Below are 14,600 nucleotides of genomic sequence, written 5' to 3'. Positions count from 1 at the left end.
CGGGTTCTGGGGCGCGCTTCGGGGGTGCGACGTGGCGAACGGCGGACCGGTGGAGCACGGCTACCCGCATCTGGAGACGGTGCGGGAGTCCGTCACCGCGCTGTACAAGCGGCTGTCGTACGACACGGTCCGGACCTTCTCGGTGAGCGTGGCACCGGCCGATGTGGCCTTCTGCGACACGGACGATCTTCATCTGGGGTCGCAGCGGGTGGCCCGGGAGATGGTGCGCCACTACCGGCTGCCGGACGCCCGGCTGATCGTCGGGTTCCGGGAGATGACCCACGCGGCGAACGTGGAACTCGCGGCGGGGCCGGAGTACTTCATCGAGCTGAACGACCGGTTCCGGACGCATCGGCGGGACATCGGGGCGGCGCTGGCGCACGAGGTGGCGCATGTGTATCTGCACCGGCTGGGGCTGTCGTTCCCGGGGACACGGGAGAACGAGATCCTGACGGACACGACGGCGACGTACCTGGGGGCGGGGTGGCTGCTGCTGGACGCGTTCCGGGAGGACGGGGCGTCGTCGCAGAAGCTGGGGTATCTCACGCCGGAGGAGTTCGGGTACGTACTGGCGAAGCGGTCGCTGCTGTTCGGGGAGGACCCGTCGGTGTGGTTCACCAGCCCGCAGGCGTACACGGCGTACGGCAAGGGCCTGGCGATGGCGCGGCGGGACGGGGAGCAGCCGCCGTTGCGCTCCGCGGGGTGGGCGGGGCGGCGGCGGTACGCCCGGGACCGGCGGCACGCGGAGGACCGCTCCGTGGCGGAACGGGGGCGGCGTGATGTGGCCTACCGCTTCACGGGCGGCGACCCGTTGCGGGTGTCGTTTCCCTGCCCCACGTGTCACCAGAGGATCCGTGTTCCGGTGAAGGGGCGTGTGCGGGCGCGGTGCGGGCTGTGCCGCACGGTGCTGGAGTGTGACACGTAGGAGGTCGTCGTCGGGGGGCGTTGCCCTACCGCACGATTCCCTGGGCCCGGGCCTGCGCCAGCCACTGGGGGAACTCCGACACCAGTTGGTTGTAGAGGTCCGCGTCCCGCACCTTGCCCGGGTTCTCGCCGACGTGGAAGAAGCCCGCGTTGTCCACGGGGCGTTTGGCCGGGACGGCCAGGTCGTCGAGCCTGCGGAGGTAGTCGAACTGCTTGCTGCGCGGGTTGCCGAAGCCGATGAACTGCCAGAAGATCGGCAGCCGGGCCGCCTTGCACAGGTACTTCTCCGCGGCGAGCTTGTTGATGGGGCCGCCGTCGGTCTGGAAGACGACCAGGGCGGGGTCGGTGGAGCCGCTGTCCAGGTAGTGGTCGATGACCGCGTCCATCGCCAGGTGGTAGCTGGTCTTGCCCATGTGCCCCAGCCCGGCCACGATCCGCTCGATGCGGCCCCGGTGGTCGGCCAGGGCGATGTCGGTGACGGCGTCGACGTCGGTGGAGAAGAACACGACCGGCACCATGCCGTCGTCGTCCAGGTGGGCCGACAGGCCCAGCACCCGGTCGGCGAGCGCCTGCACGCTGCCGTCCTTGTAGTACGGCTTCATGGAGCCGGAGTAGTCCACCACGAGGTAGACCGCGGCGCGCAGATCCTCCATGCCGTGCGCGGCGAGTGAGGCTCCGGCGGTCTTGTAGAGGCTGACCAGCGCGGGCGCGGTCTCCTCGATCTTGCGCAGACTGATCGCGGCCATGGACTCCCCCTCGCTCACCGGAACTGGCCCCGAGCGTACGGCACCCGCACCCCGCCAATGACTTTGCCCACAGCCATTCGTTATTTTGTTCGCCGCAGCCCCCACCGGCTCATGTCCGTCCCCGTCCCCTCCCGAGGAGCCGGCCCGTGGATTCCGAATCCACCGTCACCACCTGCTACCGCCATCCCAAGGTGGAGTGCCACGTCCGCTGCACGCGCTGCGAGCGGTACATCTGCCCGGACTGCATGCGGGAGGCGGCCGTGGGCCACCAGTGCCCCGACTGCGTGAAGGAGGGCGCGCGCTCGGTGCGCCGGGCCCGCACGGTGGTGGGCGGCAGCGTGTCGTCGGTGCCCGTGGTGACGTATGTGCTGATCGCCCTCAACGTGCTGGTGTATCTGGCGGAGGTGGCGCGGCCGGAGATCGTGGACCGGTTCGCGATGGTGGGCGCGGGGCTGCTCGGCCCGGACGGCGGGCACTACGTGTGGACCGACCCGTACCCCGCGGGCTTCACCCCGGAGGGAGTGGTGGACGGGGAGTGGTACCGGATGCTGACCGGGTCCTTCCTCCATCTGCCTCCCACGGAGGGGACGTTCGGCGTCCTGCACATCGTGATGAACATGGCGGCGCTGTGGAACCTGGGCCGCCTCGTGGAGCCGATGCTGGGCCGGGTGCACTACCTCGCCCTGTATCTGCTGTCGGCGCTGGGCGGGTCGGTGCTGGTGCTGCTCCTCGCGCCCGGCGACGCCGTGGTGGGCGCCTCCGGTGCCGTCTTCGGCGTGGGGGCCGCGTACTACGTCATGGCCCGGCGCGTCGGCGCCGGCCTGCGGCAGGTCAACCGGTTCATGGCGGGGCTGCTGCTGTGGCTGGTCGTCTCCGCGGTCGTGACGTCGTGGGAGGGCCATCTCGGCGGGCTGCTGGCGGGCGGTGCGGTGGCGCTGGTCTTCGCGTACGTGCCGCGGGGCAGGCACCGGCCGCTGATCCAGGCGGCGGCCTGTGCCGGCCTGCTGGCGCTGCTGGTGGTGGCGATGGCGGCCAAGGTGGCCGAACTGACAAGTGGAGGAGTCCCGCGGTGAAATCTGCCGGTGCGTTTCTGTTCGCTGTGGCCGTGATCGCCGCGGCGGTGTACTTCATGCTGCCGTCCGACTCCCCCGCCGCCTCGGCGCCGCCGCCCACACCCACCACGCAGTCGGCGCTCGAGAAGGCCAAGGACCGGGCCGAGAAGGAGCTGGCGGCCGACGACGCGGCCGTCGCCGCCCGTCCGCCGGGGCTGGCCGCCCCGGAGAAGAAGGAACTGGCCCAGCGGCTGGTGGCGAGCGCCCAGCACTCGACGACCGACTGGCGCAGCACCTACGGCGCCGTCGACGACGAGGGCGACGGCTGCGGGTACACGGCTGGCATCGTCGGTTTCTGCACCGCCACGCACGATCTGCTCGCGCTGGTCGAGACCTACACCGAGGAATACCCGGACAACGGGCTGGCGCCCTATCTGCCCGCGCTGCGCGAGGTCGACGGCACGGACTCGCACGAGGGCCTGGACCCCGGTTTCCCCGCCGCCTGGGAGACGGAGGCGAAGACCGCCGAGTTCCGCGCGGCGCAGCAGGCGGAGCGCGACCAGAGGTACTTCGACCCGGCGGTGCGCCTCGCGAAGCTGGACGGCCTCGGCACGCTGGGCCAGTTCGTCTACTACGACGCGATGGTCCTCCACGGGCCCGGCATCGAGCCGGGCGGCTTCTACGACATACGCGAGCGGGCCCTCGCCGAGGCGGAGACGCCCGCGGCGGGCGGTTCCGAGGAGACGTTCCTGAACGCCTTCCTGGACGTCCGCCGCGCCACCTTGCTGGAGCGGCGCCCGGACCCCGACGCCTCTCGCGTCGACACGGCCCAGCGCCTCTTCCTGAAGGCCGGAAACCTGGATCTGGACCCGCCTCTGGAGTGGGACATACGCGGCGAGCACTTCACGCTGCCCTGACGCCGCCGCGGCGCCCGTGCACCGGTGAACAGGGGGCCCGCGGTGCCGGAAGGCCGCACGGAGCGGCCCCCGGCCTTCGTACGCTGGGGCCATGAAACGTGCCCTGCTCGCGGCCCTGTCCGTCGTCGCGCTGGCGGCGGCGGGCTGTTCGTCCGCGTCCTCCGGGAAGGAAGACACGGCGGATCTGGCCAGTCCCGCCAAGAAGGAACTCGCGCACCAGATAGTGGCCAGTGCCGAGAACGGCACGCTCGACTGGCGCAGCGCCTACGGCTACATCGAGGACATAGGCGACGGCCAGGGCTACACCGCGGGCATCATCGGTTTCTGCACCGGCACGCACGATCTGCTCGCCCTGGTCGAGGAGTACACCGAGGACCGTCCCGGCAACCGCCTCGCCCGCTATCTGCCGGCGCTGCGCGAGGTCGACGGGACGGACTCGCACGAGGGCCTCGGCCCGGGGTTCACGGCGGCGTGGAAGGCGGAGGCGAAGCGTCCCGAGTTCCGTGCCGCGCAGGACGCCAAGCGGGACCGGGAGTACTTCGGCCCGGCGGTACGGCAGGGCGAGCGCGACGGGCTGTCCGCGCTGGGCCAGTTCATCTACTACGACGCGATCGTCTACCACGGCCCCGGGGACGGTCCCACGAGCTTCGGCGGCATCCGCGCGGCGGCCGGGAAGCGGGCGGACACGCCGGCCGAGGGCGGCGACGAGAAGGCGTACCTGTCGGCCTTCCTCGACGTCCGCCGCGAGGCGATGCGGGTGCTGCACCCCGGCCACGACACCAGCCGCGTGGACACCGCCCAGCGCCGCTTCCTGGGCGACGGCAACCTGGACCTGGACACCCCGCTGGAATGGACGGTGTACGGAGTGCCCTTCAAGGTGGCGTGAGCCCGGACATGCGGGGGCGCCTGCCCAGTCGTCCGGTCGGGGACTGGCGGGCAGGCGCCACCTGTGTTCCGTACGCCTTTGTACGGGACGTGCACGGGGGACCCTCGGGTCCCGTGGTGGGCCGTCGTGTCAGACCGTCAGCGCGCGGTCCGTCGGACGGATCGGGGCCGGCAGCTCGCTCGCCCCGGTGAGGTAGCGGTCGCAGCCCCGCGCGGCCGAGCGGCCCTCGGCGATCGCCCACACGATGAGCGACTGGCCGCGGCCGGCGTCACCGGCGACGAACACGCCCGGCACGTTGGTCTGGAAGTCGGCGTCGCGGGCGATGTTACCGCGCTCGTCGAGCTCCAGGCCGAACTGGTCGACCAGTCCGTTCTCCCGGTCGGTACCGGTGAAGCCCATGGCGAGGGTGACCAGCTGGGCCGGGATCTTGCGCTCGGTGCCCGGCTTCGGGGTCAGCCTGCCGTCGACGAACTCGACCTCGCTCATGTGCAGCCACTGGACGTTGCCGTCCTCGTCGCCCTCGAAGTGGGTGGTGGAGACGGAGTAGACCCGCTCACCGCCCTCCTCGTGGGCGGAGGTGACCTTGTAGAGCATCGGGAAGGTCGGCCAAGGCTGGGCGACCGGGTCCCGCTCCTCGCCCGGGCGCGGCATGATCTCCAGCTGGGTGACGGAGGCGGCGCCCTGGCGGTGGGCGGTGCCCACGCAGTCGGCGCCGGTGTCACCGCCGCCGATCACCACGACGTGCTTGCCCTCGGCGGAGATCGGCGGGGCGACGTAGTCGCCCTCCTGCACCTTGTTGGCCAGCGGCAGGTACTCCATGGCCTGGTGGATGCCCTTGAGCTCACGGCCGGGCACGGGCAGGTCCCGCGCGGTCGTGGCGCCGACGGCGAGGACCACCGCGTCGTACCGCTTGCGCAGGGCCGTCGCCGGCATGTCGCGGCCGATCTCGACACCGGTGCGGAACTTGGTGCCCTCCGCGCGCATCTGCTCGATACGGCGGTTGATGTGCCGCTTCTCCATCTTGAACTCGGGGATGCCGTAGCGGAGCAGGCCGCCGATGCGGTCGGCGCGCTCGTAGACGGCGACCGTGTGGCCGGCCCGGGTCAGCTGCTGCGCGGCGGCCAGACCCGCGGGTCCCGAGCCGACCACCGCGACGGTCTTGCCGGACAGGCGCTCGGGGACCTGCGGGGCGACGTCCCCGGTCTCCCACGCCTTGTCGATGATCGAGACCTCGACGTTCTTGATGGTGACCGGCGGCTGGTTGATGCCGAGCACGCACGCCGACTCGCAGGGGGCCGGGCACAGCCGCCCGGTGAACTCCGGGAAGTTGTTGGTGGCGTGCAGCCGCTCGGAGGCGGCGCCCCAGTCCTCGCGGTAGGCGTAGTCGTTCCACTCGGGGATGAGGTTCCCGAGCGGGCAGCCGTTGTGGCAGAACGGGATGCCGCAGTCCATGCAGCGGCTCGCCTGTGTGCTGATGATCGGCAGCAGGGAGCCGGGGACGTAGACCTCGTTCCAGTCCTTCTTACGCTGCTCGACCGGACGGGACCTGGCGACCTCGCGGCCGTGGTTCAAAAAGCCCTTCGGGTCAGCCATTGATCGCCGCCTCCATCATCTTCTCGGTGATCTCGGTCTCGGACAGACCGGCTCGCTCGGCGGCGTCCTTGGCGGCGAGCACTGCCTTGTACGTGGTGGGGATGATCTTGCTGAAGCGCTGTACGGCGGTGTCCCACTCGGCGAGCAGCTTCTCGGCGACGGTGGAGCCCGTCTCCTCCTGGTGCCGGCGGACCACGTCGTGCAGCCACTGCTTGTCGTCGTCGTCCAGTTCGTGGACGGCGGACAGGTTGCCGGCGTTGACGTTGTCCCGGTCCAGGTCGATGACGTAGGCGATGCCGCCGGACATGCCGGCCGCGAAGTTGCGCCCGGTCTCGCCGAGGACGACCGCGTGTCCGCCGGTCATGTACTCGCAGCCGTGGTCGCCCACGCCCTCGGAGACGACCAGCGCGCCGGAGTTGCGGACACAGAACCGCTCGCCGGTACGGCCGCGCAGGAACATCTCGCCGCCGGTCGCGCCGTAGGCGATGGTGTTGCCCGCGATGGTGGAGTACTCGGCGAGGTGGTCGGCCGCGCGGTCCGGGCGGACCACGATCCGGCCGCCGGACAGGCCCTTGCCGACGTAGTCGTTGGCGTCGCCCTCCAGGCGCAGCGTGACACCGCGCGGGACGAAGGCGCCGAAGGACTGGCCGGCGCTGCCGGTGAAGGTGATGTCGATGGTGTCGTCGGGCAGGCCCGCACCGCCGAACTTCTTGGTCACCTCGTGGCCGAGCATGGTGCCGACCGTGCGGTTGATGTTGCGGATGGCGACCTGGGCGCGCACCGGCTGGGCGTCCTCGGCGCCGGAGGCGGAGAGCGCGTCTGCGGCGAGCTTGATCAGCTCGTTGTCCAGCGCCTTCTCCAGGCCGTGGTCCTGGGGGACGGCCTGGTGGCGGACGGCGCCCTCGGGCAGCTCGGGCACGTGGAACAGCGGCTCCAGCTCCAGGCCCTGGGCCTTCCAGTGGTTCACCGCGCGGGTCACGTCGAGGACCTCGGCGTGGCCGACGGCCTCCTCGATGGAGCGGAAGCCCAGCTCGGCGAGGAGCTCGCGGACCTCCTCGGCGATGTACCGGAAGAAGTTCACGACGTACTCGGCCTTGCCCGAGAAGCGGTCGCGCAGCACCGGGTTCTGGGTGGCGATGCCGACCGGGCAGGTGTCCAGGTGGCAGACGCGCATCATGACGCAGCCGGAGACGACCAGCGGGGCGGTGGCGAAGCCGAACTCCTCAGCGCCGAGCAGCGCGGCGATGACCACGTCGCGGCCGGTCTTGAGCTGGCCGTCGGTCTGGACGACGATCCGGTCGCGCAGGCCGTTGAGCAGCAGGGTCTGCTGGGTCTCGGCCAGGCCGAGTTCCCAGGGGCCGCCCGCGTGCTTCAGCGAGGTGAGCGGGGAGGCGCCCGTGCCGCCGTCGTGGCCGGAGATCAGCACGACGTCCGCGTGGGCCTTCGACACACCCGCGGCGACGGTGCCGACGCCGACCTCGGAGACCAGCTTGACGTGAATGCGCGCCTGGGGGTTGGCGTTCTTCAGGTCGTGGATCAGCTGGGCGAGGTCCTCGATGGAGTAGATGTCGTGGTGCGGCGGCGGGGAGATGAGACCCACGCCCGGCGTCGAGTGACGCGTCTTGGCCACCCACGGGTAGACCTTGTGGCCGGGCAGCTGGCCGCCCTCGCCGGGCTTGGCGCCCTGGGCCATCTTGATCTGGATGTCGTCGGAGTTGACCAGGTACTCGGAGGTCACGCCGAAGCGGCCGGAGGCGACCTGCTTGATGGAGGACCGGCGGGCCGGGTCGTACAGGCGCTCCGGGTCCTCGCCGCCCTCTCCGGTGTTGGACTTGCCGCCCAGCTGGTTCATGGCGATGGCGAGGGTCTCGTGCGCCTCCTGGGAGATGGAGCCGTACGACATGGCGCCGGTGGAGAACCGCTTGACGATCTCGGAGACCGGTTCGACCTCGTCGAGCGGGATCGGTCCACGGCCGGACTTGAAGCCGAAGAGGCCGCGGAGCGTCATCAGCCGCTCGGACTGCTCGTTCACGCGCTCGGTGTACTTCTTGAAGATGTCGTAGCGGCCGGCGCGCGTGGAGTGCTGGAGCCGGAAGACCGTCTCCGGGTCGAACAGGTGCGGCTCGCCCTCGCGGCGCCACTGGTACTCGCCGCCGATCTCCAGCGCCCGGTGCGCGGGCGCGATGCCGGAGGCCGGGTAGGCCTTGGCGTGGCGGGCGGCGACCTCCTTGGCGATGACGTCGATGCCGACGCCGCCGATCTTGGTGGCGGTGCCGTTGAAGTACTTGTCGACGAAGTCCTCCGCCAGGCCGACGGCCTCGAAGACCTGGGCGCCGCGGTAGGAGGCGACGGTCGAGATGCCCATCTTGGACATGACCTTCAGCACGCCCTTGCCGAGGGCGTGGATCAGGTTGCGGATGGCCTTCTCGGCCTCGATGTCCGGCAGGAAGGTGCCCGCGCGGACCAGGTCCTCGACGGACTCCATCGCCAGGTAGGGGTTGACGGCGGCGGCGCCGTAGCCGATGAGCAGGGCGACGTGGTGGACCTCGCGGACATCGCCGGCCTCCACCAGCAGCCCCACCTGGGTGCGCTGCTTGGTGCGGATCAGGTGGTGGTGGACGGCCGCGGTGAGCAGCAGCGACGGGATCGGCGCCTGCTCGGCGTCGGAGTGCCGGTCGGACAGGACGATGAGGCGGGCGCCGTTCTCTATGGCGGCGTCGGCCTCGGCGCAGATCGCCTCGATGCGCTCGGCGAGGGAGTCGCCGCCGCCGGAGACCCGGTACAGGCCGGAGAGGGTCGCGGCCTTGAAGCCGGGCATGTCGCCGTCGGCGTTGATGTGGATGAGCTTGGCCAGCTCGTCGTTGTCGATCACCGGGAAGGGCAGCGTGACGCTGCGGCAGGCCGCGGCGGTCGGCTCCAGCAGGTTGCCCTGCGGGCCCAGCGAGGAGTGCAGGGAGGTGACCAGCTCCTCGCGGATGGCGTCCAGCGGCGGGTTGGTGACCTGCGCGAACAGCTGCGTGAAGTAGTCGAAGAGCAGCCGCGGGCGCTCGCTGAGCGCGGCGATCGGCGAGTCGGTGCCCATGGAGCCGATCGGCTCGGCACCGGCCTTGGCCATCGGCGCGAGAAGGACGCGCAGTTCCTCCTCGGTGTAGCCGAAGGTCTGCTGGCGGCGGGTGACCGAGGCGTGGGTGTGCACGATGTGCTCGCGCTCGGGCAGGTCGGACAGCTCGATCTCGCCGGCCTCCAGCCACTCCGCGTACGGGTGCTCGGCGGCGAGGGCGGACTTGATCTCGTCGTCCTCGATGATGCGGTGCTCGGCGGTGTCGACGAGGAACATGCGGCCGGGCTGGAGGCGTCCCTTGCGGACGACCTTGGCCGCGTCGATGTCGAGCACGCCGACCTCGGAGCCGAGGACGACCAGGCCGTCGTCGGTGACCCAGTAGCGGCCGGGGCGCAGTCCGTTGCGGTCGAGCACGGCGCCGACCTGGGTGCCGTCGGTGAAGGTGACGCAGGCGGGGCCGTCCCAGGGCTCCATCATCGTGGAGTGGTACTGGTAGAAGGCACGCCGCGCGGGGTCCATGGAGTCGTGGTTCTCCCACGCCTCCGGGATCATCATCAGCACGGAGTGGGGCAGGGACCGGCCGCCCAGGTGCAACAGCTCCAGGACCTCGTCGAAGGAGGCGGAGTCGGAGGCGTCGGGGGTGCAGACCGGGAAGACGCGCTCGAGGTCGGTGTTCTCGCCGAACAGTTCGGAGGCGAGCTGGGACTCGCGGGCGCGCATCCAGTTGCGGTTGCCCTTGACGGTGTTGATCTCACCGTTGTGCGCGATGAAGCGGTACGGGTGCGCGAGCGGCCACGACGGGAAGGTGTTCGTGGAGAACCGGGAGTGCACGAGCGCGATGGCGGAGCCGAAGCGGCGGTCGGACAGGTCCGGGAAGAAGGGCTCGAGCTGGCCGGTGGTCAGCATGCCCTTGTAGACGATCGTGCGGGCCGACAGGGACGGGAAGTAGACGCCCGCCTCGCGCTCGGCGCGCTTGCGCAGCACGAACGCCCTGCGGTCGAGCTCGATCCCCCGGCTCTCCCCGGCACCGACGAAGATCTGGCGGAACACCGGCATCGTGGAACGGGCGGTGGCGCCGAGCAGTTGGGGCGCGACCGGCACCTCGCGCCAGCCGAGGACGGTCAGGCCCTCGTCGGCGGCGATGTCCTCGATCCGGGCCACGGCGGCGTCGGTGCCGTCCTCCGGCAGGAAGGCGATACCGACCGCGTAGCCGCCCGCCTCGGGCAGTTCGAATCCGGCCACCTCGCGGAAGAAGGCGTCGGGCACCTGGGAGAGGATTCCCGCGCCGTCGCCGGAGTCCGGCTCGGATCCGGTGGCGCCGCGGTGTTCGAGGTTGCGCAGAACGGTGAGGGCCTGCTCGACCAGGGTGTGGGACGCCTCGCCGGTGAGGGTGGCGACGAAACCGACGCCGCAGGCGTCGTGCTCGTTGCGGGGGTCGTACATACCCTGCGCAGCAGGGCGAGCATCCATGAACGACCAGTTCAGGCGGTCGCTCGGAGAATGCTGGGACGGCTGGCGCGGCGTACGCATCGGCTCTCCCGTCGTCGTCATGAGGCATGTGCTGGTGCCGAGGGACGACGTTGGCCCTCGCGTGCTGTGCTGAAAAGCTGGTGCAGATTACATGATGAAACGGTTCTCGGAAACCGGGACACTCCGTTTCAGCATGCGGACACCACACGGGTCGCGGCGGGGGTTCCGCGCCTGGCGGTGAAAGCTATGGAGACCGGGCCGGACAGATCAATGCCCGTCGGTCGATGGCGGGAAAAGGCCTCTTCGCCCGTCCCGCGGGCACGCCATCGGCCTCTTTGCCCACAGCGCTTACGGCTCATGCCCAGTCGTCACGCGGCCGAAACCAGCAAGAAACGGCTACTTATGCGGCTCCTCGCATAGGCACGAGGGGAATTATCCTATGGCGGTTCCGAAGAACGTACCCAGGGCGTACGTCACACCGGCCGCCGCGCCGCCGAGGGCGAGCTGCCGCAGACCGCTGTACCACCAGGAGCGCGCCGTCACCCGGGCCACCACCGCGCCGCACAGGAAGAGGCCGAGCAGCGACACCAGCACGGCCGGCCACAGACTGGCGGCCCCGAAAAGGTACGGCAGCACGGGCAGCAGGGCGCCCATCGCGAACGCGCCGAAGCTGGAGACGGCGGCGACGGCGGGCGAGGGAAGCTCGCCGGGGTCGATGCCCAGTTCCTCGCGGGCATGGATCTCCAGGGCCTGCTCGGGATCCTTGGACAGCTGCCGGGCGACCTCGCGGGCCAGGCCGGACTCGACTCCGCGGGACTCGTAGAGCGCGGCGAGTTCGGCCTCCTCGTCCTTCGGGTACGTACGCAGCTCGCGCCGTTCGACATTCAGCTCGGCCTCGACCAGATCGCGCTGGGAGGCCACGGAGGTGTACTCGCCGGCCGCCATGGAGAAGGCACCGGCGGCCAGTCCGGCCAGCCCGCTGAGAACGACGGTGTGCCGGCTGACGTCGCCGCCGGCGACGCCGGCCATCAGGGCGAGGTTGGAGACCAGTCCGTCCATCGCGCCGAAGACCGCCGGACGCAGCCAGCCGCCGTTCACGTCCCGGTGCGTGTGATTGTCGCGGTGCGCCACGTGCAGCGTCGCCTCGCTCTCCATGATGGTCACCTGCGTCCCCCAGAGTCTTCTTTGGACAAGTTCCACTCTTTGACATGCCCTAATCTACGCCTCCTCGCCCCGTCCCGCCAGCAAGGAAAGGCTGGGCTAACCTGCGGTTTTGCATGATCCGCTCGTTTGCGTGGATCGGCGCGCAGATGTCGACCGGGTGACGCTGGGGCCGGTGAGGCTGCGCCGGACACCGCACCGGGGACAGTTCCGCAAAGGGCTCCGCGCGTCTCTTCACGGGGCGCCCCCAAGAGGAGGGCCGCGTATGGCATCGACCGCCCGCATCCCCTCTGTCCCGGCGCCCGGCGACGCCCTGGGGCTCCGCGCGCGGGCGCGCGGAGCGCTGCTCGGCCTGGCCGTCGGCGACGCGCTGGGCGCCCCGGCCGAGAACATGAAGCCCTCCGAGATCCGTGCGCGCTGGGGCCGCATCACGGGATACGTGACCGACCGCCCCGCGGGCACGGACGACACCGAGTACGCGATCTTCTCCGGTCTGCTGCTCGCCCGGCACGGCTCCGCGCTCACCCCGGCGCATGTCGAGGCCGCCTGGCACGAGTGGATCGCGGACCGCGCGGAGGGCCCCTTCCGGGGCGCCGGCTTCAGCGAGCGCGGCACGCTGGAGAACCTGCGCCGGGGACTGGCGGCGCCCATCTCCGCCCAGCACCGGCACGCCTGGAGCGACGGGCTGGCGATGCGGGCGGCGCCGCACGGGGTCTTCGCGGCCGGCCGTCCCGACGAGGCGGCCCGGCTGGCGGCGGTCGACGGCTCGGTCAGCCACGACGGCGAGGGCATCTACGGCGGCCAGGCGGTCGCGGCGGGCGTCGCGGCGGCGATGGCCGGGGCGCCGGTGGTCACGGTGGTCGCATCGGCGCTGGCGGTGGTGCCGGAGGACTCCTGGACCGCCCGCTCACTGCGCCGCGCCGTCACCGCGGCCCGCCTCGGCGAACGCGCGGTGCGCTCCGCGGTGGTGATCGGAGGCTATCCGTGGACCGACCTCGCCCCCGAGGCGGTCGCCCTCGCCTTCGGCGCGTACGCGGCGGCGGACGGGGACTTCGAACAGGCGGTGCTGACGGCCGTCAACATGGGCCGCGACGCCGACACGACGGCGGCGGTGGCGGGGGCGCTGGCGGGAGCGACCCGGGGCGTCGCGGCCGTCCCCGAGGCCTGGGCGGCGGCCATCACCCCGGCCCGGGGCACCTGCCTCCCCGCGATGGCAGGCCACCACGTCCTGGACATCGCCGACCTCCTCACCCCGGAGCCCCCGAAATGACCTCCCCCACAACAACCCCACCCACCCCCGCCCCCGACGAGACCCCCGCACCCGTCGAGAACACCCCACAGGAGCCACCCACACCCGCCCACACCAAAAGCCCCGCACCACCCCCACCCGCACCCGCACCCGCCGACGGCGAGGACGCCCCACCGGGGCCACCCGCACCCGCCCACGCCAAAAGCCCCGCACCGCCCCCACCCGCACCCGCACCCGCACCCGCACCCGCACCCGCCAACGGCGAGGACGCCCCACCGGGGCCACCCGCACCCGCCCACGAAAGCCGCACGGGTGGTGCGGGTGGGAACACCCCGGCCGAAGGCGAAGCCGAGGCCGAACAGCCACCCGCGCCGCGAGCCACCGCACCCGCGCCGCAGGCAACCGCACCCGCGCCGCACGCCACCGCACCCGCCAGAATCGAGGGCCTTCTCCTCGGCCTGGCCGCAGGCGACGCCGCCGGATGGCCCGCCGCCCGCCACCGCGCCGCCCGCATGCCCGAGTGGACCAGACGCCTCACCCGCGAACTCGACACCTTCGCCGAGCAGAACGCCACCACCACCCTCCCCGTCCCCATCGCCCTGAACCAGCCCTCCGAACCCCTCCGTCTCGGCCCCTCCGACGACGCCGAATGGGCGGCCTTCGCCGCGGAAGCCGTCCTGCGGGCCGGCGACGAGACCGCCTTCGGCGACCTCAGCCGCGAACGCCGCACCCGCGCCGCCATCGACCTGACCTGGAACACCGTCGCCGGCGAGATCGCCGCGGCGGCGGACCGCGCGCCCGAGACGGAGTCCGCCGTCCTCCCCCTGCGCGCCCGCATCTCCGTCCGCGCCGGCCTCGGCAACCTCGCCACCGGCCTGCGCCCGCCCGCCACCGGCCACGACAACCCGCACTACTTCGACGACGCGGCCTGCGTACGCGCCTGTGTGCTGGCCGTCGCCCACCCCGGCGCCCCCGCGGCCGCCGCCGACCTCGCCGAGTTCGACGCCCGCTACACCCAGGACGGCGACGGTGTGCACGGCGCCCGCGCGATGGCCGCCGCCGTCGCGCTCGCGCTGACCGGAGCGGAACCGCACGCCTGCGCCGCCGCGGCCTGCGCCGAGCTGCCAGAGGACACGGAGATCGGCCGCAACGCCCGGCACGCGCTGAAGCTCGCGGCGGCCGCCGACGGCGCCTTCGCCCTCGTACCGCCGCTGGAGCACCAGATCGTCGACCACGTGTACAGCTACGGCATCGCCGCCGCCGAGACCGTCCCGGTCGCCCTCGCCCTCACCGTCGCCGCCCGGGGCCGTATCGCGGAGGCGGTGCCCGCGGCGGCCTGTCTGTCCCGGGTCGCGGACTCCGCCCCCGCGCTCGTCGGCGCCCTCACCGGCGCGCTCGGCGGCGGCGCGGCGATCCCCGCGTCGTGGCGGGAGAGCTGCCGCACCCTCTCCGGCTGCGTCCTGCCCCGGCTCACCGGAACGGACCTGGTGGAACTCGCCGGGCTCCTGGAAGCCGCGTACCCGGCCCCCTCGGGAGGATGA

General features: G+C 71.9%; 10 protein-coding genes. 6 read left to right on the top strand and 4 right to left on the bottom strand.

The window, feature by feature from the left end; translation table 11 throughout:
* Nucleotides 1-31 precede the first annotated feature (31 nt).
* Entirely contained in the window at nucleotides 32-925 is an 894-nt protein-coding gene (locus AC5L3C_RS28645) for a hypothetical protein (protein ID WP_493651790.1), read from the top strand.
* A gap of 25 nt (nucleotides 926-950) precedes the next feature.
* Here the strand turns inward: AC5L3C_RS28645 and AC5L3C_RS28640 are convergent, their stop codons facing one another.
* Nucleotides 951-1,670: a vWA domain-containing protein gene (locus tag AC5L3C_RS28640; protein WP_493651789.1), complete on the bottom strand. Its 720-nt coding sequence runs from the start codon at nucleotides 1,668-1,670 to the stop codon at nucleotides 951-953.
* A 146-nt stretch (nucleotides 1,671-1,816) separates the two neighbouring features.
* Here AC5L3C_RS28640 and AC5L3C_RS28635 point away from each other — a divergent pair, with 146 nt between their 5' ends.
* The 3 genes from AC5L3C_RS28635 (at nucleotide 1,817) to AC5L3C_RS28625 (ending at nucleotide 4,525) form a co-directional block, all read left to right on the top strand.
* Entirely contained in the window at nucleotides 1,817-2,743 is a 927-nt protein-coding gene (locus AC5L3C_RS28635; protein ID WP_493651788.1) for a rhomboid family intramembrane serine protease, read from the top strand.
* A complete protein-coding gene (locus AC5L3C_RS28630; RefSeq protein ID WP_493651787.1) occupies nucleotides 2,740-3,639 on the top strand; it encodes a chitosanase in 900 nt (299 codons plus the stop codon). The genes AC5L3C_RS28635 and AC5L3C_RS28630 overlap by 4 nt, the downstream gene beginning before the upstream one ends.
* Before the next feature lie 91 nt (nucleotides 3,640-3,730).
* A complete protein-coding gene (locus tag AC5L3C_RS28625) occupies nucleotides 3,731-4,525 on the top strand; it encodes a chitosanase (protein WP_493651786.1) in 795 nt (264 codons plus the stop codon).
* Nucleotides 4,526-4,654: 129 nt separating this feature from the next.
* Here AC5L3C_RS28625 and AC5L3C_RS28620 read toward each other — a convergent pair whose 3' ends face one another.
* The 3 genes from AC5L3C_RS28620 to AC5L3C_RS28610 all read right to left on the bottom strand — a co-directional run bounded on the left by AC5L3C_RS28620 (nucleotide 4,655) and on the right by AC5L3C_RS28610 (nucleotide 11,813).
* Nucleotides 4,655-6,118 (bottom strand): glutamate synthase subunit beta, encoded by a 1,464-nt coding sequence (locus AC5L3C_RS28620; protein WP_493651785.1) that lies wholly within the window; start codon nucleotides 6,116-6,118, stop codon nucleotides 4,655-4,657.
* On the bottom strand, nucleotides 6,111-10,709 hold the full coding sequence (gene gltB / locus AC5L3C_RS28615; protein ID WP_493654071.1) for a glutamate synthase large subunit: 4,599 nt from the start codon (nucleotides 10,707-10,709) through the stop codon (nucleotides 6,111-6,113). Before gltB ends, AC5L3C_RS28620 begins: the two co-directional genes overlap by 8 nt.
* A 372-nt stretch (nucleotides 10,710-11,081) precedes the next feature.
* On the bottom strand, nucleotides 11,082-11,813 hold the full coding sequence (locus AC5L3C_RS28610) for a VIT1/CCC1 transporter family protein (protein ID WP_493651784.1): 732 nt from the start codon (nucleotides 11,811-11,813) through the stop codon (nucleotides 11,082-11,084).
* A gap of 262 nt (nucleotides 11,814-12,075) precedes the next feature.
* Between AC5L3C_RS28610 and AC5L3C_RS28605 the strand changes: the two genes are divergently transcribed.
* Nucleotides 12,076-13,080 carry an ADP-ribosylglycohydrolase family protein gene (locus tag AC5L3C_RS28605; protein ID WP_493651783.1) on the top strand — a complete coding sequence of 335 codons (1,005 nt, stop codon included), beginning with the start codon at nucleotides 12,076-12,078 and terminating at the stop codon, nucleotides 13,078-13,080.
* Nucleotides 13,077-14,600, top strand: coding sequence for an ADP-ribosylglycohydrolase family protein (locus AC5L3C_RS28600; RefSeq protein WP_493651781.1), 1,524 nt, complete (start codon nucleotides 13,077-13,079; stop codon nucleotides 14,598-14,600). The genes AC5L3C_RS28605 and AC5L3C_RS28600 overlap by 4 nt, the downstream gene beginning before the upstream one ends.

This window comes from Streptomyces speibonae, from assembly GCF_984686075.1.
The sequence above is the reverse complement of the archived record's forward strand: the minus strand, read 5'-3'. Positions and strand labels throughout refer to the sequence as shown.

Excerpts from the sequence above, each read along its gene's own strand:
- AC5L3C_RS28640 (WP_493651789.1), bottom strand. The coding sequence starts at position 1,670 with ATGGCCGCGATCAGTCTGCGCAAGATCGAGGAGACCGCGCCCGCGCTG.
- AC5L3C_RS28625 (WP_493651786.1), top strand. The coding sequence starts at position 3,731 with ATGAAACGTGCCCTGCTCGCGGCCCTGTCCGTCGTCGCGCTGGCGGCG.
- AC5L3C_RS28620 (WP_493651785.1), bottom strand. The coding sequence starts at position 6,118 with ATGGCTGACCCGAAGGGCTTTTTGAACCACGGCCGCGAGGTCGCCAGG.
- gltB (WP_493654071.1), bottom strand. The coding sequence starts at position 10,709 with ATGCGTACGCCGCGCCAGCCGTCCCAGCATTCTCCGAGCGACCGCCTG.
- AC5L3C_RS28605 (WP_493651783.1), top strand. The coding sequence starts at position 12,076 with ATGGCATCGACCGCCCGCATCCCCTCTGTCCCGGCGCCCGGCGACGCC.
- AC5L3C_RS28600 (WP_493651781.1), top strand. The coding sequence starts at position 13,077 with ATGACCTCCCCCACAACAACCCCACCCACCCCCGCCCCCGACGAGACC.